The sequence below is a fragment of the Oceaniglobus sp. K40-3 genome (assembly GCF_055808395.1).
On the sequence record NZ_CM147868.1, the window covers coordinates 2060885 to 2080865 of the forward strand.

The following is a 19981-nucleotide window of genomic DNA, read 5'->3' on the forward strand; positions in this document are numbered from 1 at the left end:
GGGGACATACAGCAAGAGGATGCCGAATGACCTATCGCCCTGATCCCGCCCGTTATGACCGTATGACCTATCGCCGTTGCGGCGCCACGGGGCTAAAGCTGCCTGCGGTGTCGCTGGGGCTTTGGCACAACTTTGGCGAAGACACGCCGCACCAGACAAAGCGCGACATCTGCCAGACCGCCTTTGACCACGGCATCACCCATTTTGATCTGGCCAACAATTATGGCCCCCGCCCCGGAGCGGCGGAATCCGCGTTCGGTGAAATCCTGCGCAGTGATTTTGCCGGATATCGCGATGAATTGATTATCTCGTCCAAGGCCGGATATCCCATGTGGGATGGCCCTTACGGCGAATGGGGATCGCGCAAGTATCTGATCGCGTCCTGTGACCAGTCGCTGAAACGGCTGGGGGTGGATTATGTCGATATCTTTTATTCGCACCGCTTTGATCCAGACACACCGCTTGAGGAAACCATGGGCGCGCTGGATCATATCGTGCGCAGTGGCCGGGCGCTCTATGTGGGGATTTCGTCGTATAATTCCGAATGCACCCGCAAGGCGGCGGCCATTCTCAAGGATCTTGGCACGCCCTGCATCATCCACCAGCCGAGCTATAACATCCTGAACCGGTGGGTTGAACATGACGGGTTGAAGGACACGTTGCAGGAACTTGGTATCGGGTCGATCGCGTTTACGCCGCTGGCGCAGGGGATGCTGACCAAAAAGTATCTGGGCGGCATTCCCGAAGGCAGCCGCGCCACACAGGGCAAATCCCTGGCGCGGGAAAAGATCACCGACAGCGCCGTTGAGAGCATCCGCAAACTGAACGCGATCGCCGAAGGCCGGGGGCAGACCCTTGCTCAGATGGCGATTGCATGGGTGTTGCGGGGCGGCGGGATCACCACCGCGCTGATCGGGGCAAGCAAACCGTCGCAGGTGGTGGATTGCGCCGGTGCCGTCGGTAATCTGGAATTCACGGCCGAGGAACTGGCACAGATTGATGCGGTGTCACAGGAAGAAGACATCAACCTCTGGGCGAGATCCAGTGCCGGTGAGTGACGCCATGATGGCGGTTGCCCTGCAATGATCGCTGGCGCGGGTTTTCCCCGCGCCCGCCCCGGGCAGATCGTGGGGCTGTTGGGCGGATCGTTTGATCCGGCCCATGGGGGCCATGCCCATATCACCCGCGAAGCGTTGAAACGCTTTGGGCTGGATCAGGTGTGGTGGCTGGTCAGTCCGGGAAACCCGCTCAAGTCACGCGGCCCGGCCCCGATGGCGCGCCGGGTTGCCGTGGCACGGCAGGTGATGCAGCACCCGCGCGTCACAATCACCGACATCGAGGCGCGGATCGGCACCCGCTATACCGCCGAAACCCTGCAACATTTGATGGTGCTTTATCCCGGCGTGCGGTTTGTCTGGCTCATGGGGGCCGACAGCCTGGCCGATTTTCACCGCTGGGATCGCTGGAGATGGATTCTGAACCATGTGCCGGTTGGCGTTCTGGCGCGCCCCGGCCAACGCATTTCGGCGCGCACCTCGGTGGCCGCCGCCCGGTTCGCGCGGTTCCGCCTGCGCGGGCGCGAGGCGCAGCTTCTGGGCCGTCACGCCACCCCGGTCTGGTGTTTCGTCAACATTCCCATGAACACCATGTCGTCCAGCGCGATCCGTGCCGGCGGCACATGGTAGGGTTTGGGCAGGGGTTGCAGCCGCCGCGCCAAAGCCGTTAAATCGGTGTGACGGCGCCCCATGCCACAGGGCCGCCATGCCACTGACGCGCGGGGGAATTAACAGTGCGCCTGACACGACGAACGGTTTTGGGCGGCCTGTTTGCCAGCGCCGCCAGCCCGCTGGCCGCCGAAGCGCCGGCCCATTCCATCCGCCCCGCGCCCCGTGCCCATGATTTTTTCAAGGTTGCGGTCGATTCTGCCGATGATCTGGTGGCCCGGGCGGCGTTGGGCGGCAAGGTCAGCTTTGTGGTGGCCGATGCACGGACGGGCAAGATTTTGGAAAGCCGCGCGCCGGTTCTGCCACAGCCCCCCGCCAGCACGGCCAAAACCTTGACCACCCTTTACGCGCTGAACACCCTTGGCCGCGATCACCGGTTCCAGACCCGGCTGGTGGCGACCGGGCCAATCAGCAATGGCCGCATCGAAGGCGATCTTGTGCTGGTCGGCGGGGGGATCCGACCCTTGATACCGATGCATTGGGCGACATGGCGTCGGATCTGAAAAAGTTGGGCTTGCGCGAGGTTGCAGGCCATTTCCGGGTCTGGGACGGGGCCTTGCCGCGCCTGCATGACATTGATCCCGAACAGCCGCCCCATGTGGGGTATAATCCGGCGCTGGGGGGGCTGAACCTTAATTTCAACCGGGTGCATTTCGAGTGGAAGCGCAACGCCGGACAATATGCCGTGACCATGGATGCCCGGTCGTCGAAATATCGCCCGGATGTGACGGTGGCCCAAATGAAGGTGATCGACCGCGCCGCGCCGGTGTACACCTTTGCGGAAACCGATGTTCAGGACAGTTGGACAGTGGCCCGGTCGGCCCTTGGCACGGGTGGGGCGCGCTGGTTGCCGGTGCGCCATCCCGCGCTTTATGCCGGCGAGGTGTTTCAGACCCTTGCGCGCGCCCACGGAATTCAGCTTGGCGGCAAGGTGTTGCGCGCAACGTCGTCGGCGGGCACCACGCTGGTGACCCACGACAGCGCGCCCTTGCCGGATATTCTGCGCGAGATGCTGAAATATTCAACCAATGTAACGGCTGAACTTGTCGGGCTGGCGGCCAGCGCGGCCCGGGGCAATGCCGCGACATCCCTGAAGGAAAGCGCCGGGACAATGGATGATTGGCTGGCCGACCATGCGGGCGGGGCGCAGATGGTGGATCATTCCGGTCTGGGCGGCGCCTCGCGGATCAGCGCCAGCGCCATGGTGCGCGCGTTGGGGTCAGACGGGGCCGAGGCGGCACTGCGCGAGGTGATGAAAACCTATTCCGTCAAGGACCGCCCCGAGGTTGTCGTGCAGGCCAAGACCGGAACGCTGAATTTTGTTTCGGCCCTGACCGGGTATATCGCCGCGCCGGGGCATCCCGATCTGGTCTTTGCGATCTTCTGTGCCGATGCGCCGCGCCGCGCCGCTCTGAGTGAGGCGGAAATGGAACGTCCGCCAGGCGGCCTTGCCTGGGTGCGCCGGGCGCGGGCATTGCAATGGGCGCTGATTGATCGCTGGTCCACCGTCTATGACGCCTGACTGCGCGTCATTGCGCCCAGGTCGCGCGGTGGCACCAACCGGCCCGTCAGGGCCGCGAATGTCGTGTGCGCCGCAAGGCGCGCCGTTGGATCAAACCGCGCCTAAAGGGTCAGGTGGCGCGCCCGTGCGGCCCGTTCGATGGCGGCGGCGTGCAGGCGGTCGAGGTTCAGTTCGTACCTGATTTCCTCGAGCAGGCGCAGTTCGCCTTCGGCGATATGACCCTCGGCGGCGGCCACATCGCAGGCCATGGCATAGGCCGTTTCATAGAGCTTTTCCGGCAGGTTGTCGCGGATCAGCCCGAGCAAGGCATCAAGACCCTCTTCTTCGCTGAACAGATCGAACACGATTTCGGAGACCTTGGCGATACGATCCTGATCGTAATCGGCAAAAACCGGCAGGTGGTTCACGATTCGCTCGATCGTCAACAATTCGGCGGTGTGGATGGCTTCGTCTGACGCGCTGATGGCGATCATCACTGCCACAAGGCAGTCAGGCGCGGTAAAGGAATGGGGGATGTCTGTCACGGAATGTCCTGTCGGTTATGTTGCGGTGCAGAATATTGACGCGACGGGCCTGGGGCAATAGGGATTGGCCTTGGCCGCCGCGGGGGCGGCGCAAGGAGTGTTTGTGATGTCTAATCTGCGCGATGCGGCGATGAAATCAAAGGCCTGGCCTTTCGAAGAGGCCCGCGCGCTGCTTAAACGGTATGAAAAGGCACCGCCGGAAAAGGGATATGTGTTGTTCGAGACGGGCTATGGCCCTTCGGGTCTGCCCCATATCGGCACCTTTGGCGAAGTCGCGCGCACGACGATGATCCGTCGGGCGTTTGAGGTGATTTCTGACATCCCCACGCGCCTGATCTGTTTTTCCGACGATCTGGACGGTATGCGCAAGGTGCCGGGGAATGTTCCCGACCCCGAGGCGCTGAAAGAACATTTGCAAAAGCCACTGACCTCGGTGCCCGATCCCTTTGGCACCCATGACAGTTTTGGCGCCCACAACAACGCCATGCTGCGCCGGTTCCTTGATACCTTCGGGTTTGAGTATGAGTTCATCTCGGCCACCGAATTTTATGGATCGGGGCAGTTTGACGAGGTGCTGTTGCGCGCGGCCCAGCGGTATGACGACATCATGAAAGTGATGCTGAAATCCCTGCGCGAGGAACGTCAGCAAAGCTATTCCTGTTTTCTGCCGATCCACCCGGAAACGGGCCGGATTCTGTATGTTCCGATGAAAGAGGTGAACGGCGCCGAGGGCACGATCACCTTTGACGACGAGGACGGGCGCGAATGGACGCTGCCGGTGACGGGTGGCAACGTGAAATTGCAGTGGAAGCCTGATTTCGGCGCCCGCTGGGCCGCGCTGGACGTGGACTTTGAAATGTACGGCAAGGATCACAGCACCAACACGCCGATCTATGACCGGATTTGCGAAATTCTGGGCGGGCGCAAGCCGAACCATTTCACCTATGAGCTGTTCCTTGATGACAAGGGCGGGAAGATTTCGAAATCATCGGGCAACGGGTTGAGCATTGATGAATGGCTGACCTATGCCAGCACGGAATCCCTGTCGTATTTCATGTATCAAAAACCGAAAACCGCCAAGCGGATGTATTTTGATGTGATCCCCAAGGCGGTGGATGAATACCACCAGCAATTGCGCGCCTATGCAACGCAAGATGATGCGGCGCGGGTGAACAACCCGGTGTTTCATATCCATGGCGCGGATGTTCCCGAATCCACCATGGTGGTGCCCTTTGCGATGTTGCTGAACCTGGCCAGCGTTTCGGCGGCCGAGGAAAAGGATGCGCTGTGGGGCTTTATCCAACGCTATGCCCCCGAGGCAACGCCGGAAACCCACGGCGATCTGGACGCTGCTGCCGGGTTCGCGGTGCGGTATTACAACGATTTCGTGAAGCCCGAAAAAGTGTTCCGCCTGCCTGACGAAAAGGAACGCGCAGCGCTGGAAGATCTGGTTGCGCGGTTGAAGGTATGGGACGGCGGGCTGGACGCCGAAGGGTTGCAGACCATGGTGTTTGCCGTCGGCAAGGAGCATGGGTTCGAGCCGCTGCGCGATTGGTTCAAGGCGCTTTATGAGGTGTTGCTGGGCGCCTCGCAGGGGCCGCGCTTTGGTGGGTTTATCGCGCTTTATGGTGTGGATGAATCCGTTGCCCTGATCGAAGCGGGATTGCGCGGCGATCTGGCGGTCTGAATGCCCGGTCAAGTGTGGCTGGGGCCAGTTGATTTTGCCCCGGCCCGTGAAACTTTGCCGCTTTGCGCTACGTGGTTCCCATAATCAAACAGGGAGCCGCCGCGATGAAACACTTGTTTTTGACCTTGGCCATCGTTCTGGGCCTTACCGGGGTGGCCCGCGCGCAGACCAGCGAAGTGATGCCAGATCCCGCCATTGAAGGCGTGATCCAAAGCCAGATCGACGCTTTTATTGCTGATGATTTCGACGCCGCTTTTGGGTTCGCCTCGCCCATGATCAAAGGGATGTTTGGTGAGGCTGACCGGTTCGGGGCGATGGTAAAACAGGGCTATCCCATGGTGTATCGCCCCCGTGATGTGCGGTTTCTGGAATTGCGCAACATCGGCGGGCAGCTTTGGCAAAAGGTATTGGTACGTGATGCCAAGGGCGCCTATCACGTGCTGGATTACGAGATGATCCCGGCTGAGTCCGGTTGGCAGATCAACGCGGTGCATCTGTTGAAGGCCGCACAGGCGGGCGCCTGACAGCGTACGCTGGGGTAGCGCCGGGTTAATCGCCGGGTGATACCTCTTTCGCCCAGAGATCACGACATTTCAAATTGCGAGTTTCCCGATGGCCGGCAGGCCCTTCGGGTTTTTTGCGTTGTGGGGTGTGTGGCGGTTCTGGTGCATGGAAAGGGACAGCGATGAACAAAGCGATCACAGACGGGTTGGTGTTTATGCCACCGTCGTTCGGGGGCGGTCTGAACGTCTGGTCCAGCGAGAACGGAACGCCGGGATCGGCCACCTATGCGGGGGCCGGGAATGCCGCCGTGGTGCCTGCGGATCAGGATTTTGGCGTGGCGCTGGAATTGGTGAAAACCCAAGGCACGCAAAAGTTGCGCTATACCGGGGAAACGCCGATTTTGCCGGGGTGTTATCTGCGGATCACGGCGCGGGTCAAGGCCATCGCCGGGAACCTGCCAGCGGTGCGGATCGCGGGCTTTGCGGCGGGCGCGGGGGGCAATCCGGTGGGCGGCGTTGCAGGCTTTGGCCCTTCGGTGCAACTGAGCAGTTATGGTTCGGTGGTCGAGATCAGCGCGATTGTCGGCGTTGGGGCACGCAATGGCGTTGATATGGCCTGGGGACGCGGCGCGCTTTATGGGCATTTCGGGTTGGATCTGACCGGGCCGAACGGCGGTGTGGTGCGGATCGATGATATTGTGATCGAGGACATCACCGGCGCGTTTCTGCGCGATCTGATGGATTGGGTTGATGTGCGCGATTACGGCGCGGTGGGCGATGGCACAACCGATGACAGCGCGGCATTCAGTGCCGCCGATGCCGCCGCCGATGGGCGCAGCGTGTTGGTGCCCGAAGGGGTTTTCCGGCTGAACACGGACATCACCATGGCCAACACGACACGGTTTGTCGGCACCCTTTCGATGCCTGCCGAGCGCCGCCTGATCCTGCGCAAGAATTACGATCTGCCCACTTATATCGATGCCTTTGGCGATGAGGTGGAGGCGTTCAGGAAGGCGTTTCAGGCGCTGCTGAACAACACGGATCACGAAAGCCTGGACATGGGCGGGCGGCGGATCGAGCTGAATGGCCCGATCGATATGGCGGCGGCGGTGGGCAATCTGACCACCTATGAAATCCGCCGGGTCATTCGCAATGGCCAGTTCAACTGTGTGCCCGGCACGGCCTGGAATACCCCCAGTGTCAGCTCGACCGCGCGCTATAATACCAATAATCCCAAGACCCTGACGGACGTGGTGAATGTGGCCAATATCGAGGTTGGATCCCTGATCACCGGTAATGGCGTGGGCCGCGAGGTGTATGTGCGCGACAAGAATATCGGCCAGCGCACCGTGACCCTGAGCCAACCTTTGTATGATGCGGTGGGCAGTCAGAACTATACCTTCCGCCGGTTCCGCTATGCGCTGGATTTTGGCGGCTTTACCCGGCTGAGCAAATTCAATCTGACGGATATTGAATTTCAGTTGGACGGGCTGGCCAGCGGGATCATGCTGGCCCCTGAAGGCGAAACGTTTCATTTGAAGGATTGCTTTATCACCAAGCCCAAACATCGCGGTGTGACCAGTATTGGCAAAGGGTGTCAGGATCTTCAGATTGACCGGTGCAGTTTCATTTCAGCCGAACAATCGCTGGCCGCGACCCAGCGGATTTCGGTGGGCTTTAACGTCAACGCCAACGACAGCAAGATCCGCGACAGCCGGTTTCAGCGGTTGGGCACGACGATGGTTTTGTTCGGCAATGGCCATCTGTTGGTTGGCAATCACTGGTTTCAGGGTGACAACGTGAACAACGGGCCGCGCACCGCCGGTGTGGTGTTGACCGAAACGAACGTAAAGACGGTGATCACGGGGTGCTATCTGGATAATTCGTTCATTGAATGGACCAACGAACACGATGCCGAACCGTCGTTCAGCAATGAGTTTTCGTTCGGCGGGCTTTCGGTGACGGGCTGTATCTTTACCGCCAACGATGTGGCGCCCTGGTTCAGTTGGATCGTGATCAAACCGTTCGGACCGGGGCATTTCATTCAGGGGCTGAACGTGGCTGGCAATACGTTCAAATCCATCAACGGCCAGATTGAGCGTGTGGACCGTGTGGATGATTCCATTGCCGGGCTGGACCACAGTTTGGCGCGGTTGATCAACTTTACCGGCAATACCTTTAACGGGATCGGACAGTCGACGATCAATCCCGTCACCCTGGAATTCAGCCAGAACGACAACGCCAGTGTGTGGACCCTTGCGGTTGGCGGCTTCCTGCCGTTTGAGGGCTATGCCCGGACAGTGACGGCGGTGGTGCCCGAGGGCGAGCTGAAAACCTCTGGCGCGGCGGTGGTTTATGATATGCCGTCGGTCACGCCGCTGGATGGGGCGGGGCAGAACCGCGTGCGCCTGGGATGGTCGGTGCCGACGCGCGGCAGGGTGCAATTGACGGTGCGCTGCGACAAACCGTTCTGAATGGTGCAGCCCGGGGTGGTGATTCGCCCCGGGCGTTTCTGCCTAGAATTCGATCCACGACCCGATAAGCGCCCCCAGACGATTGTTGCCTGTAAGCCGATAGGTGAGCCCGAGTTCGAGTTTCATTCGCTGATTTATCTGTCGCACATATGTGGGGGCAAGGGTGGCCGCACGTCCGGTGGCGCCATCAACGCCGCGCAGTTGCATGATGAGATGTGTCTTGTTATCGGGTTTGAGTCCGAAGGTGAAATCAAGCTTTAGCCAGGTATCGTTGCGCCCGATGGTTTGCCCCACGACCGCATCCAGTGACATCCAGCCATCGCCGAAGGGGGATTGAAACCCTTTGCCCCAGGCCGCCTCGGATTGGACCACGGCGCGGGAGACTCCGTCGGAATAGGTGCGCATGCCCAGAGCAAAGCCGAGGGCGAATTTATGCGCGCTGTCGGGGTCACCAATCGGATACCTTGCAAAAACCAGAATGTCGCCATGGCCGCGATCTGCCCGTTGCCACAGTTTGGCGCCAAAGGTGAGTTTCGGCGTCATCCCATATTCAAGATAGAGTGAGCGATAGCCGTCAGGATGGCCTGTGCCATCGTGGCTGATGTTCTGGTTGAACGACAGAAACGTTTTGCCCTTTTCCCGTGGCCATGCTCCGGCATTCACAAAAGAGCAGGGCAGCAGGAGCAGGACCGCCAGGATCAGGGTGATGCGCAAGGGTGGCTCCTTTGGGGCAGGGTGCGGCCTTATTGGTTAATTGTAGGTTAACCTGCGCCGAATTACCGCGTGCAGCCGGCTGGCGTTGCCTGCCCGGCCGAGGGCGGCTATGCCTGACGACAGGGCGGTGTTCACCGCTTTGTGACCGGTGCAACAGGATGACCACGCCATGACCACACCACCCTTTGATCCGGCGCAGGAAGGCGCGCGACTGTCGTTCAAGGACGAGATGTCCTATGGTGATTATCTGTCGCTTTCGGCGCTTTTGACCGCGCAGCATCCGCTGTCACAGGCCCATGATGAAATGCTGTTCATCATCCAGCACCAGACGGGCGAGCTGTGGATGCGACTGGCGGTTTTCGAACTTTCGGCGGCGCGCAAGGCCTTGCAGGACGCGCAGATGGGACAGGCGTTCAAGGTGCTGTCGCGGGTGGCGCGGATATTTGAACAGTTGAACAACGCCTGGGATGTGCTGCGCACCATGACCCCCAGCGAATACACCGCCTTTCGCGGCGATCTGGCCGCCTCAAGCGGATTTCAGAGCCACCAGTACCGCCAGATCGAATTCATGCTGGGAAACCGACAGCCCGCGATGCTGAAGGTTCATGAACATCGCCCCGACTGGCATGGGGTATTGGCCGATGAACTGGCCCAACCCAGCCTTTATCATGTGGCATTGACCATGCTGTTTCAGAACTTGCGCGGCACCGATGTGCCCGAAGGCATCATGTCGATGGATGCGCCCCACAGGGCCAATGATGATGTGCGCGGCCTGTGGGCCGAGGTTTACCGCGATACCGCCGCCCATTGGCAGCTTTATGAACTGGCGGAAAAGCTGGTGGATCTTGAGGATTATTTTCGCCGCTGGCGGTTCAACCATGTGACCACGGTGGAACGGATCATCGGGTTTAAACGCGGCACGGGTGGCACGGCGGGCGTTGCCTATCTGCGCCGGATGCTGGAGGTTGAGCTGTTCCCCGAGCTTTGGCATGTCCGGGGCGATCTTTAACCCCGATCGGTGCAAGGCCGTTTTGAAAACCACGGGACAGTGAAAAGGAATACGCGATGCACGTCATGATAATCGGGGCCGCCGGGATGGTCGGGCGCAAGCTGACCGCGCAGTTGGCGGCCGATGGCGCTTTGGGCGGCGTGGCGCTGGACCGGTTGTCGTTGATTGACGTGATCGAACCGGCCGCCCCCGTGGGATTTGCGGGCCATGTCACGCGAAAAGCGGCAGATATTTCCGCCCCCGGCGTGGCCGGGGTGTTGGTGGCCACGCGCCCCGATGTGATTTTCCATCTTGCGGCGATCGTGTCCGGCGAGGCAGAGGCGGATTTTGACAAGGGGTATCGCATCAACCTTGATGGCACCCGGTATCTGTTCGAGGCAATCCGCGCCGAAGGGCAGGGGGCGGATTATGTGCCACGGGTGGTCTTTACCTCGTCCATCGCGGTATTCGGCGCGCCGTTCCCCGAGCGGATCGGCGATACGTTTCACCGCACCCCCCAGACCAGCTATGGCACCCAAAAGGCGATTGGCGAATTGTTGCTGGCGGATTATTCGCGGCGTGGAATTTTCGACGGGATCGGCATCCGCCTGCCGACGATCTGTGTGCGCCCCGGCGCGCCGAACAAGGCGGCGTCGGGGTTCTTTTCCAACATCCTGCGCGAACCGCTGATCGGGCAGCCCGCTGTGTTGCCGGTGGCCGATACGGTGCGCCACTGGCATGCCAGCCCGCGTGCGGCGGTGGGGTTTCTGACCCACGCCGCCACGTTGGACACGGCGCCCCTGGGCCAGTTGCGCAACCTGTCGATGCCGGGGTTGTGCGCCAGTGTCGCCGAACAGATCGAGGCGCTGCGCCGGGTGGCGGGCAATGATGCGGTGGCCCTGATCCGTCGCGAACCCGATGAAACGATTGCCAACATAGTTGCAGGCTGGCCCGAGGATTTTGACCCCCAGCGGGCGATCGATCTGGGCTTTCGGGCAGAGGCATCGTTCGACGAAATCATTCAGGTGCATATCGCGGATGAATTGGGCGGCAACCTGCCCGATGGCAAAGCGGGCTGAATGAGCCTGCCGCCCGCCGGTCACAGGCAGGCGGCCATGGCTTGCGCCAACTGCCGCAGGAGCGCGGGGTAAAAGCCCGGACCCGGTTCAAGGGTGGTGCCCAGCGGGTCAATCACTGCGGTGCGGGCATTGCTGCCCTCAAACACGGTTGCCACCAGGCCTGCGTTGAACTCCGGCTCTGAAAACACGCAGGTGGCGCCTGAATCGCGCAGGGTTTCGCGCAGGGCGGCAATGCGCGCGGGGCTGGGATCGGCGGCATCGCCAAGCGAGATTGCGCCGATCGGATGCAGGCCAAAGCGGTTTTCAAAGTATTGATAGGCGTCGTGGAACACCACATAGGGGTGGTCGGACAGGGGTGCGAGCCGCGCCGTGATTTCGGCTGTTGCGCCGTCAATTTCGGCGCGGCCTTCGGCGGCATTGGCGCGGTAGGTTGCGGCATTTTCCGGGTCGCGGGTTGCCAGGGCTTCGGCCATCAGGGTGAGCCAGGCCTTGCCATTTTCCGGGTCAAGCCAGGCGTGGGGATCGGCGGCGTCGTGATCGTGGGAGTGATGCTCTTCGGTCGCGTGCTCTTCGAGCCCGTGTCCCTCATCGCTGTGAAAGGTTTCGCGCCACATGCGCCGCTGGGTGACATCCGCGTCGAGCAGTTCAATCTGCGTCGCCTTTTCGGCCAGAGTCCGGAGCGATTTTTCCAACCCCGGGGTCAGGTCCGGCCCGACCCAGAACACCATATCCGCCGCAAACAGCGCCCGGGCATTGGAGGGGCGCAGCGCGTAATCATGGGGCGAGGCACCTTGTGTCACGATCAGATCGGGGGTGCCCAGCCCTTTCATCACCCGCGCGGCCAGCCCCTGCACCGGGGCAATATCGGTGACAACATTGGGCACCTCGGCCATGGCAGGGGCGGCCAAAGTGCACAGGGCAAGGCAGTAGCGCTTGAACATTTATCTTATCCATGTAATTTTATAACATATCACCCTGTAACCGGGATGATATAACATATCAATACCCGAACGTGAAAGCGCGCCCATGCCTGCCCCTGCCTTTCGACGCCACGATCATGCCGCCTGCATCGACACGGCTGTGGCCACCGCCGCCACGACCTGTGCGCAACAGGGGTTACAGTTCACCGAGGTGCGGCGCCGGGTTCTGGAAATTCTTCTGGCCGATCATCGCGCCATGGGGGCCTATGATATTCTTGAAGAATTGCGCGCCGAGGGCCGGGGGCGCAGCCGCCTGTTGCTTACCGCGCGCTGGATTTTCTGGTCAAACACGGCTTTGCCCACCGGATCGAGCGGTTGAGCGCCTTTATCGCCTGTGTTCATCCGGGGCAGGATCATTCGCCTGCCTTTCTGATTTGCCGGTCGTGCAGTTCGGTGGCCGAGGCCGAGGTGGGACCGGGGCGCGCCCTTGGCCGGGCAGCGGCGGATCAGGGGTTTACGATCGAGCAAACCGTGGTGGAGGCCGAGGGCTTTGCCCCAATTGTGCCGGGGTCGATGCGCCATGATCCTGTTGTCGCTGGAGGGCGTCAGCGTGCGTCTGGGCGGGGCTGATGTGCTGCGCGATGTCGATCTGACGTTTGCGCGGGGCGAAATTGTCACCATCGTCGGGCCGAACGGATCGGGAAAATCCACCTTGCTGCGCGCCATGATCGGCGCGGTTGCGCCACGGGTGGGGCGGGTGGTGCGCGCCCCGGACTTGCGCATCGGCTATGTGCCCCAAACCCTGCATATCGACGCGACCCTGCCGATCACCGTGGCGCGGTTTCTGTCGCTGCCCGTGCGGCGCACAGGCCCGCAGATTGAAGCGGCCTTGCAACAGGCGGGGGCGGCGGACCTTGCCGCGCGACAGATGGCGCGCCTGTCGGGGGGACAGTTTCAGCGGGTTCTGTTGGCGCGCGCCCTGCTGGAAAAGCCCGATCTGTTGCTGCTGGACGAGGCGACACGGGGCCTCGATCAACCCGGCTCGGCCGCGTTTTACCGGCAGGTCGAGGAGGTGCGACAGAGCCTTGGCTGTGGTGTGGTGATGGTCAGCCATGAATTGCATGTGGTGATGAGCGCGTCGGACAGGGTGATCTGTGTAAACGGGCATATCTGTTGCGAAGGCAAACCCGAGGTGGTGGCCGATGCGCCGGAATATCGCGCGCTGTTTGGCACCGGCACGGGGGCGCTCTGGCGCTTTATCGCCATGATCACAACCATTCGCATGATCAGGGCTGCGGACACACCCACGGGGCGGCGAAATGATGTTTGACGGGTTCTTGATCTCGCGCGGCGCTGGCTGGCGTGGGGGTGGCGCTGGCGGCGGCGCCTCTGGGGTGTTTCGTGGTCTGGCGGCGCATGGCCTATTTCGGCGATGCCACGGCCCATGCCGCCATTCTCGGGGTCGCGCTCAGCCTTGGGTTTTCGATGTCGGTCTTTGTCGGCTCGCTGACGGTGGCCTTGTTGATGGCGGGGCTGGTGTCGGTGCTGGCCGACCGGGGGCTGGCGATGGACACGCTGTTGGGCGTGCTGGCCCATTCGGCGCTGGCGGTCGGGCTGGTGGCCGCGTCATTTCTGACCGGGGTTCGGATTGATCTGATGGCTTATCTTTTCGGTGATATTCTGGCCGTATCACAGGGCGATGTGATGGTGATCTGGGGCGGCGCGGCCCTTGTTCTGGCGCTGCTGAGCTGGCGTTGGTCGGCGCTGCTGACCGCGACCCTGAACGCCGATCTGGCCCGGGCGGCGGGGATTGATCCGCGCCGGGAACAGGTGATCCTGACCATCGCGCTGGCGGTGGTGGTGGCCGTCGCGATCAAGGTGGTGGGCGCGCTGTTGATCGGGGCCATGTTGGTGGTGCCTGCCGCTGCCGCGCGCTCCATGGCCCGCACCCCAGAGGCGATGGCGGCGATTGCGGCGGCGATCGGGGCGGTGTCGGCGCTTGGCGGATTGTGGGCCGCGTTCCGGTTCGACACACCGACCGGGCCAACCATCGTTTGCGTGGCTGCTGTGTGCTTTACCGTCAGTGCGATGATCGGCGGGTTGCGCGGTGGCGGGCAGGGATAGGCGCGCGTCGCTTGACAGGATAGGGTCGCGACGGGCAAACGGCGCGGATGAAAAAGGCGGGCAGATGGACAGATTTGTGGTCATGGGGGTGTCGGGGTGCGGCAAAACCTCGGTTGGTGAAGGATTGGCCCGGGCCATGGGCGCCCGGTTTATTGATGGCGATGATCTGCATCCCCCTGAGAATGTGGCCAAGATGGCGGCCGGCATCCCCTTGGGCGACGCCGACCGCTGGCCTTGGCTTGATCGGGTCGGTGCGGCGCTTGGTGCGGGGGATGGCCCTGTTATCATTGGCTGTTCCGCCCTCAAGCGCAGCTATCGCGAACGGATCGGCGGGGCGGCGGGGCGGCCTGTTGCGTTCCTGCATCTTGCAGGCACCCGCGCCCTGATCGCCGCGCGGATGGCGGCGCGAAAGGATCACTTCATGCCGGCTCGCGCTGTTGGACAGTCAGTTCGCCGCCCTTGAGGTGCCCGGCCCCGACGAGGCGGCCATCACCGTTGATATCGGCCCCCCGCCCGAGGTGATCGTCGCCGATTTGTTGGCCCGCATAGCCGGGCCGGCCTAGGGTGATCCTGTGACAGGTTCGCCCCCTCCCGACCGCCAACCATGAAAGATGTGGCCCGCGCCGTTGGCGTTTCGGTGATGACCGTCAGCCGTGCGTTCAAGGCCGATACCTCGGTGAACGAGGAAACCCGGCGCCAGGTGCAGCAGGCAGCCGAGGAAATGGGCTATGTGTTTGATGCCATGGCGGCGGGATTGCGGGCGCAGAAATCCGAATTCGTCGCGGTGACGATCCCGTCGCTGAACAACGCGAATTTCGCCGACACTGTTGATGCCCTGTCGCGTGGGTTGGCCGATGCCGGGCTTCAGGTGTTGTTGGGCTATGATAATTACGACGTTGACGAAGAAGAACGGTTGATCGCGCAACTTCTGCGCCGCCGCCCCGAGGCGATTGTGGTCACGGGCGGCACCCACACCCCGCGCACCCGGCGGATGTTGCGCAATGCCGCCATTCCCGTGGTTGAAATCTGGGATCTGCCTGCCGATCCCATTGGCCATGTGGTGGGGTTTTCCAATGCCCGCTGCATTGAAGGGATGGTCGATCATCTGGTTGCGTTGGGGCATCGCAGAATCGCGTTTATCGGCGGTGATCCGGCCTATGATACCCGCGGCGCGGATCGCAAGCGCGGGTTTATCACCGCCATGGGGCGTCACGGGTTGAACGCCGGACGGATCGCCGGGGTTGGAACACCGGCAGCGTCGATGCAGCGTGGCGCCGATGCCATGGCGCGGATATTGCGCGATCACCCGGACACCGAGGCGGTGGTCTGCGTGGCCGATCAGGCCGCTTTTGGCGCGCTGACCGAATGCACCCGGCGCGGCATCAATGTGCCGGGCGAGATGGCGATTGCCGGGTTCGGCGCGTTTGAGATCGCGTCGATCTGCGTGCCGACCCTGACCACGATCGACCCGTTTCCGGCCCGGATCGGCGCACGCGCTGCCGCCCTTTTGCTGGGCCTGCGTGACGGCACAGGTGTGCCGGGGCCGCAAACGGTGGAACTCACCCCGGTTCTGCGGCTGGCGCAATCCACCGGCGAGGGGTAGGCGCCTAGTGTTTTTTGCGCCGCTGCACGTTTCCGCCGCGCTGGCCCGGGCGCCCGGCGGTCGAGCGGCCGGTTTTGCGGGCGGATTCGGCGCTGGCCGCTTCGATGGCGGATTGGCGCGCCAGCGGGTCGTCTGACACCGCCAGATCGACGGCCTCAAGGCGTTTCACCTCATCGCGCAGGCGGGCGGCCTCTTCGAATTCGAGGTTCTCGGCCGCTTTGCGCATGTCGGTGCGCAACCCATCCAGAACCGCCTGAAGATTGCTGCCGGACAGGCCCTTGTCGATCTTGGCGGTGACGCGGTTCATGTCCACATCGCCCTTGTACAGCCCGGCCAGAACATCCTCGACGTTCTTTTTCACCGTCGCGGGGGTGATGCCGTGCTTTTCGTTATAGGCGATCTGTTTTTCCCGGCGCCGATCGGTTTCGCCCAGGGCACGCTCCATGCTGCCGGTGATGCGGTCGGCGTACATGATGACGCGCCCCTCGGCGTTGCGCGCCGCGCGCCCGATGGTTTGCACAAGGCTGGTTTCGCTGCGCAGGAACCCTTCCTTGTCGGCATCCAGAATCGCCACCAACCCACATTCGGGAATATCCAGCCCCTCGCGCAACAGGTTGATACCGATCAGCACATCAAAGGCCCCAAGGCGCAAATCCCGCAGGATTTCAATGCGTTCCAAAGTGTCGATGTCACTGTGCATATAGCGCACCTTGATCCCCTGTTCGTGCAGATATTCGGTCAGATCCTCGGCCATGCGTTTGGTAAGGGTCGTCACCAGCGTGCGGAACCCATCCTGTGTGACCTTGCGGATTTCATCAAGCAAATCATCGACCTGCATCCCGACAGGCCGGATTTCGACCATGGGGTCAAGCAGGCCGGTGGGGCGGATCACCTGTTCGGTGAACACACCGCCGGTCTGTTCGATTTCCCACTTTGCCGGGGTGGCGGACACGAACACCGATTGCGGGCGCATGGCGTCCCATTCCTCGAACTTCAGGGGGCGGTTGTCCATGCAGGAGGGCAGGCGGAACCCGTGTTCGGCCAGGGTGAATTTGCGCCGATAGTCGCCTTTGTACATGCCACCGATCTGCGGCACTGACACGTGGGATTCATCGGCAAACACGATGGCATTGTCGGGGATGAATTCAAACAGGGTGGGGGGCGGTTCGCCCGGTGCGCGCCCGGTCAGATAGCGGGAATAGTTTTCGATGCCGTTGCACACGCCGGTCGCCTCAAGCATCTCAAGATCGAAATTGGTGCGCTGCTCCAGGCGCTGTGCCTCAAGCAATTTTCCGTCGTTGGTCAGTTGGTCAAGCCGCTGGCGCAGTTCTTTTTTAATCGAAACAATGGCCTGTTTCATCGTCGGTTTCGGCGTCACATAGTGGGAATTGGCGTAAACGCGGATCTGATCGAACGTATCGGTTTTATGCCCGGTCAGCGGGTCAAATTCGGTTATCCCCTCAAGTTCATTGCCAAAGAACGACAAACGCCACGCCCGGTCATCAAGGTGGGCGGGAAAGATTTCAAGACTGTCACCGCGCACCCGGAAACACCCACGCGAGAACGCCTGATCGTTGCGTTTGTATTGCTGCGCCACCAGATCGGCCATCACCTGCCGCTGGTCATATTCCTGCCCCGCGACCAGATCGAGTGTCATCGCGCCATAGGTTTCAACCGACCCGATGCCATAGATGCACGACACCGAGGCGACGATAATTACATCGTCACGCTCCAGCAACGCCCGGGTGGCCGAGTGGCGCATCCGGTCGATCTGTTCGTTGATCTGGCTTTCCTTTTCGATATAGGTGTCGGACCGCGCCACATAAGCCTCGGGTTGATAGTAGTCGTAAAAGCTTACGAAATACTCAACGGCGTTGTCGGGGAAAAAGCCTTTGAATTCGCCATAAAGCTGCGCCGCGAGGGTTTTGTTCGGGGCCAGAATGATCGCCGGGCGCTGGGTTTCCTCGATCACCTTGGCCATGGTATAGGTCTTGCCGGTGCCGGTGGCCCCCAACAGCACCTGATCGCGCTCGCCGCTCAGCACGCCTGCTGACAACTCTCTGATTGCTGTCGGCTGATCACCGGCGGGCTGAAATTCGGTGTTCATGCGCAAACGCCGCCCACCTTCCAGTTTGGGGCGGCGGTGGGGCGTCACATCTTCGAGAAGCGGCATCTTTTCGGGCATGGGCGATTCCTTTGGATACCCCATAAGTGAGTTGTTGTGCCGCGACTTCAACCATTGGTCCGGCGCAAGGCGCGCAATACTGCCATTGCGCGCCCGATCACGGGATATTGATCAGGCCAACTGCCCCTCGGCGGTGATGCGGGTTTTGCCCCCCATATAGGAATGCAGCGCCTCGGGCAGGGTGACCGAACCATCGGATTCCTGCCCGTTTTCCAGCACCGCAATCAGGCAGCGCCCCACGGCAAGGCCCGAACCGTTCAACGTGTGAACAAAGGCGGGTTTGCCCTCGGTCGGTTTGAACCGGGCATTCATGCGCCGGGCCTGAAACGCGCCGGTGTTGGAAACGGAACTGATCTCGCGATACATGTCCTGCCCGGGCAACCACACCTCAAGATCGTGGGTGCGCTGCGCCCCGAACCCGGTGTCGCCCTCGCACAGCAACATCACGCGATAGGGCAGGTTCAGGCGTTCAAGCACGTTTTGGGCGTTGCGGGTCATGCGGTCATGTTCGGCGCGGCTTTCGTCGGGGTGGGTGATCGACACCATTTCGACCTTTTCGAATTGGTGCTGGCGCAACATCCCCGCCGTATCCTTGCCCGCGCTGCCCGCCTCGCTGCGAAAGCACAGGGAATGGGCGGCAAGGCGGATCGGCAGTTGCGCGCCCTCAAGAGTGGTTTCGCGCACCGAATTGGTGAGCGTCACCTCGGAGGTGGGAATCAGCCACCAGCCGTTGGTGGTTTGGTAACTGTCCTCGGCGAATTTCGGCAGTTGGTTGGTGCCATACATGGCATCTTCGCGCACCAGAACCGGGGCGTTGGTTTCTTCCAGCCCGTGTTCATTGGTGTGCATGTCGAGCATGAATTGCGCCAGCGCCCGGTGCAGGCGGGCCATGGCGCCGCGCAACACCACGAACCGGCTGCCCGAAAGTTTGCCGGCGGTGTTGAAATCAAGGCCCTTTGCGGCGGCAAGATCATAATGCTCAGCCGGTTTGAAATCAAAGCTGCGCGGCGTGCCCCAGCGGGCAATTTCAAGGTTGTCGGTGTCGTCCTTACCGGCGGGCACATCGCCATCCATCACGTTGGGCAGGGTCAGCAACAAATCGGTAAGCTGTTGATCCAGCGCCTTTGCCTGTGCCTCCATCTCGGCCACTTCGGCCTTTTTGGCGGCAACGGTGGCGCGCAACTCCTCAAACAGTGCATCGTTACCACCGGCCTTGGCGGCGCCCACTTGTTTGCTGGCGGCGTTCTGGTCGGCCTTGGCGGTTTCGGCGGCGTGGATCGCGGCGCGGCGCGCATTGTCGAGATCCAGCACCCGGGACGACACACCCGACAGCCCCCGGCGCTGCATTTCGCCGTCGAAGGTTTCAGGGGCGTCGCGGATCGTGCGGATGTCGTGCATGGGTTTGGTCCTCAATCGGTGGGTGGTGGTTCCTTATACAACAACTGAGGCGTTGAAAATCGCTCAATGCCATGGCAAAGGGGCGCAATCATCGGCCGCCCCCTTGCTTGCCATCCTTTGGGACCACAGATAGGGTGCGCGACGATCCGAAATGAGGGCCAAGGGCGCCCTGCATGTTAGACCGAGGAACCATATATGTTTGTCACGCCTGCCTATGCGCAAGCGGCCGGGGGTGCTGCAAGCGCCCTTACCAGCTTTGTCCCGCTGATCCTGATCTTTGCGATCATGTATTTCCTGTTGATCCGGCCGCAGCAAAAGAAGGTCAAGGAACACCAGAAAATGGTCGCTGCCCTGCGCCGGGGCGATCAGGTGGTCACCGCCGGTGGGTTGATCGGCAAGGTCAGCAAGGTGAAGGAAGACGGCGAGGTCGAGGTGGAACTGAGCGAAGGCGTGAAAGTGCGCGTCGTGCGTTCGACCATAAGCCAGGTGTTGAACAAGACCGAGCCTGCCGCCTCGTAAGTCACTGAATTTAAGGG

The 19981-nt window shown here is 61.7% G+C and carries 18 protein-coding genes and 3 pseudogenes; 16 read left to right on the top strand and 5 right to left on the bottom strand.

Features of this window, described 5'->3' with window-relative positions; genetic code table 11:
* Positions 1 to 26: 26 nt before the first annotated feature.
* From mgrA to dacB, 3 genes and pseudogenes are all read left to right on the top strand, one after another.
* A complete protein-coding gene (gene mgrA, locus AC0L7P_RS10680; protein ID WP_473432782.1) occupies positions 27 to 1058 on the top strand; it encodes an L-glyceraldehyde 3-phosphate reductase in 1032 nt (343 codons plus the stop codon).
* A gap of 24 nt (positions 1059 to 1082) precedes the next feature.
* A complete protein-coding gene (locus tag AC0L7P_RS10685; RefSeq protein WP_473432783.1) occupies positions 1083 to 1685 on the top strand; it encodes a nicotinate-nucleotide adenylyltransferase in 603 nt (200 codons plus the stop codon).
* A gap of 104 nt (positions 1686 to 1789) precedes the next feature.
* A pseudogene (dacB, locus tag AC0L7P_RS10690) lies at positions 1790 to 3246 on the top strand (D-alanyl-D-alanine carboxypeptidase/D-alanyl-D-alanine endopeptidase).
* A 101-nt stretch (positions 3247 to 3347) separates the two neighbouring features.
* Here dacB and AC0L7P_RS10695 read toward each other — a convergent pair.
* Complete coding sequence (locus AC0L7P_RS10695) at positions 3348 to 3719, bottom strand: tellurite resistance TerB family protein (protein ID WP_473435438.1); 372 nt, start codon at positions 3717 to 3719, stop codon at positions 3348 to 3350.
* A gap of 157 nt (positions 3720 to 3876) precedes the next feature.
* Between AC0L7P_RS10695 and AC0L7P_RS10700 the strand changes: the two genes are divergently transcribed.
* From AC0L7P_RS10700 to AC0L7P_RS10710, 3 genes are all read left to right on the top strand, one after another.
* On the top strand, positions 3877 to 5457 hold the full coding sequence (locus AC0L7P_RS10700; protein ID WP_473432784.1) for a lysine--tRNA ligase: 1581 nt from the start codon (positions 3877 to 3879) through the stop codon (positions 5455 to 5457).
* Positions 5458 to 5561: 104 nt separating this feature from the next.
* Positions 5562 to 5981, top strand: a complete 420-nt coding sequence (locus AC0L7P_RS10705) for a DUF4864 domain-containing protein (RefSeq protein ID WP_473432785.1) — start codon at positions 5562 to 5564, stop codon at positions 5979 to 5981.
* Positions 5982 to 6142: 161 nt separating this feature from the next.
* Positions 6143 to 8434: a glycosyl hydrolase family 28-related protein gene (locus tag AC0L7P_RS10710; RefSeq protein WP_473432786.1), complete on the top strand. Its 2292-nt coding sequence runs from the start codon at positions 6143 to 6145 to the stop codon at positions 8432 to 8434.
* 42 nt (positions 8435 to 8476) lie between these two features.
* Here AC0L7P_RS10710 and AC0L7P_RS10715 read toward each other — a convergent pair whose 3' ends face one another.
* On the bottom strand, positions 8477 to 9148 hold the full coding sequence (locus AC0L7P_RS10715; protein ID WP_473432787.1) for a hypothetical protein: 672 nt from the start codon (positions 9146 to 9148) through the stop codon (positions 8477 to 8479).
* A gap of 169 nt (positions 9149 to 9317) precedes the next feature.
* On the opposite strand from AC0L7P_RS10715, the gene AC0L7P_RS10720 reads away from it, so the two are divergent.
* Together AC0L7P_RS10720 and denD are read left to right on the top strand one after the other, a co-directional pair.
* Entirely contained in the window at positions 9318 to 10157 is an 840-nt protein-coding gene (locus AC0L7P_RS10720; protein ID WP_473432788.1) for a tryptophan 2,3-dioxygenase, read from the top strand.
* A gap of 56 nt (positions 10158 to 10213) precedes the next feature.
* The gene (denD, locus tag AC0L7P_RS10725; RefSeq protein WP_473432789.1) at positions 10214 to 11215 is read left to right on the top strand and encodes a D-erythronate dehydrogenase; all 1002 of its coding nucleotides are present in this window, start codon (positions 10214 to 10216) and stop codon (positions 11213 to 11215) included.
* A gap of 20 nt (positions 11216 to 11235) precedes the next feature.
* On the opposite strand, the gene AC0L7P_RS10730 is transcribed toward denD, so the two are convergent.
* The gene (locus tag AC0L7P_RS10730) at positions 11236 to 12156 is read right to left on the bottom strand and encodes a zinc ABC transporter substrate-binding protein (RefSeq protein ID WP_473432790.1); all 921 of its coding nucleotides are present in this window, start codon (positions 12154 to 12156) and stop codon (positions 11236 to 11238) included.
* A gap of 85 nt (positions 12157 to 12241) precedes the next feature.
* On the opposite strand from AC0L7P_RS10730, the gene AC0L7P_RS10735 reads away from it, so the two are divergent.
* From AC0L7P_RS10735 to AC0L7P_RS10765, 7 genes and pseudogenes are all read left to right on the top strand, one after another.
* On the top strand, positions 12242 to 12514 hold the full coding sequence (locus tag AC0L7P_RS10735; RefSeq protein ID WP_473432791.1) for a hypothetical protein: 273 nt from the start codon (positions 12242 to 12244) through the stop codon (positions 12512 to 12514).
* Positions 12511 to 12765 carry a hypothetical protein gene (locus tag AC0L7P_RS10740; RefSeq protein ID WP_473432792.1) on the top strand — a complete coding sequence of 85 codons (255 nt, stop codon included), beginning with the start codon at positions 12511 to 12513 and terminating at the stop codon, positions 12763 to 12765. The genes AC0L7P_RS10735 and AC0L7P_RS10740 overlap by 4 nt, the downstream gene beginning before the upstream one ends.
* A pseudogene (locus tag AC0L7P_RS10745) lies at positions 12716 to 13458 on the top strand (ATP-binding cassette domain-containing protein). The gene AC0L7P_RS10740 and the pseudogene AC0L7P_RS10745 overlap by 50 nt, the downstream one beginning before the upstream one ends.
* Positions 13458 to 14259 (top strand): annotated as a pseudogene (locus AC0L7P_RS10750) (metal ABC transporter permease). Before AC0L7P_RS10745 ends, AC0L7P_RS10750 begins: the two co-directional pseudogenes overlap by 1 nt.
* A 64-nt stretch (positions 14260 to 14323) precedes the next feature.
* Positions 14324 to 14722: a gluconokinase gene (locus AC0L7P_RS10755; protein ID WP_473432793.1), complete on the top strand. Its 399-nt coding sequence runs from the start codon at positions 14324 to 14326 to the stop codon at positions 14720 to 14722.
* Complete coding sequence (locus AC0L7P_RS10760) at positions 14697 to 14822, top strand: hypothetical protein (RefSeq protein ID WP_473432794.1); 126 nt, start codon at positions 14697 to 14699, stop codon at positions 14820 to 14822. Before AC0L7P_RS10755 ends, AC0L7P_RS10760 begins: the two co-directional genes overlap by 26 nt.
* Positions 14823 to 14863: 41 nt before the next feature.
* On the top strand, positions 14864 to 15862 hold the full coding sequence (locus tag AC0L7P_RS10765) for a LacI family DNA-binding transcriptional regulator (protein WP_473432795.1): 999 nt from the start codon (positions 14864 to 14866) through the stop codon (positions 15860 to 15862).
* Positions 15863 to 15866: 4 nt separating this feature from the next.
* Here AC0L7P_RS10765 and uvrB read toward each other — a convergent pair whose 3' ends face one another.
* Both uvrB and serS read right to left on the bottom strand, forming a co-directional pair.
* Entirely contained in the window at positions 15867 to 18047 is a 2181-nt protein-coding gene (gene uvrB, locus AC0L7P_RS10770) for an excinuclease ABC subunit UvrB (RefSeq protein ID WP_473432796.1), read from the bottom strand.
* A 111-nt stretch (positions 18048 to 18158) separates the two neighbouring features.
* A complete protein-coding gene (serS, locus tag AC0L7P_RS10775) occupies positions 18159 to 19445 on the bottom strand; it encodes a serine--tRNA ligase (RefSeq protein ID WP_473432797.1) in 1287 nt (428 codons plus the stop codon).
* Between the two features lie 195 nt (positions 19446 to 19640).
* Between serS and yajC the strand changes: the two genes are divergently transcribed.
* Positions 19641 to 19964, top strand: coding sequence for a preprotein translocase subunit YajC (gene yajC, locus AC0L7P_RS10780; RefSeq protein WP_473432798.1), 324 nt, complete (start codon positions 19641 to 19643; stop codon positions 19962 to 19964).
* The last annotated feature ends 17 nt before the right edge of the window (positions 19965 to 19981 follow it).

Coding starts and splice junctions, on each gene's coding strand:
- AC0L7P_RS10695 (WP_473435438.1), bottom strand. CDS start 3,719: ATGATCGCCATCAGCGCGTCAGACGAAGCCATCCACACCGCCGAATTG.
- AC0L7P_RS10735 (WP_473432791.1), top strand. CDS start 12,242: ATGCCTGCCCCTGCCTTTCGACGCCACGATCATGCCGCCTGCATCGAC.
- AC0L7P_RS10755 (WP_473432793.1), top strand. CDS start 14,324: ATGGACAGATTTGTGGTCATGGGGGTGTCGGGGTGCGGCAAAACCTCG.
- yajC (WP_473432798.1), top strand. CDS start 19,641: ATGTTTGTCACGCCTGCCTATGCGCAAGCGGCCGGGGGTGCTGCAAGC.
- AC0L7P_RS10730 (WP_473432790.1), bottom strand. CDS start 12,156: ATGTTCAAGCGCTACTGCCTTGCCCTGTGCACTTTGGCCGCCCCTGCC.
- AC0L7P_RS10705 (WP_473432785.1), top strand. CDS start 5,562: ATGAAACACTTGTTTTTGACCTTGGCCATCGTTCTGGGCCTTACCGGG.
- uvrB (WP_473432796.1), bottom strand. CDS start 18,047: ATGCCCGAAAAGATGCCGCTTCTCGAAGATGTGACGCCCCACCGCCGC.
- mgrA (WP_473432782.1), top strand. CDS start 27: ATGACCTATCGCCCTGATCCCGCCCGTTATGACCGTATGACCTATCGC.
- denD (WP_473432789.1), top strand. CDS start 10,214: ATGCACGTCATGATAATCGGGGCCGCCGGGATGGTCGGGCGCAAGCTG.
- serS (WP_473432797.1), bottom strand. CDS start 19,445: ATGCACGACATCCGCACGATCCGCGACGCCCCTGAAACCTTCGACGGC.
- AC0L7P_RS10710 (WP_473432786.1), top strand. CDS start 6,143: ATGAACAAAGCGATCACAGACGGGTTGGTGTTTATGCCACCGTCGTTC.
- AC0L7P_RS10700 (WP_473432784.1), top strand. CDS start 3,877: ATGTCTAATCTGCGCGATGCGGCGATGAAATCAAAGGCCTGGCCTTTC.
- AC0L7P_RS10685 (WP_473432783.1), top strand. CDS start 1,083: ATGATCGCTGGCGCGGGTTTTCCCCGCGCCCGCCCCGGGCAGATCGTG.
- AC0L7P_RS10720 (WP_473432788.1), top strand. CDS start 9,318: ATGACCACACCACCCTTTGATCCGGCGCAGGAAGGCGCGCGACTGTCG.
- AC0L7P_RS10765 (WP_473432795.1), top strand. CDS start 14,864: ATGAAAGATGTGGCCCGCGCCGTTGGCGTTTCGGTGATGACCGTCAGC.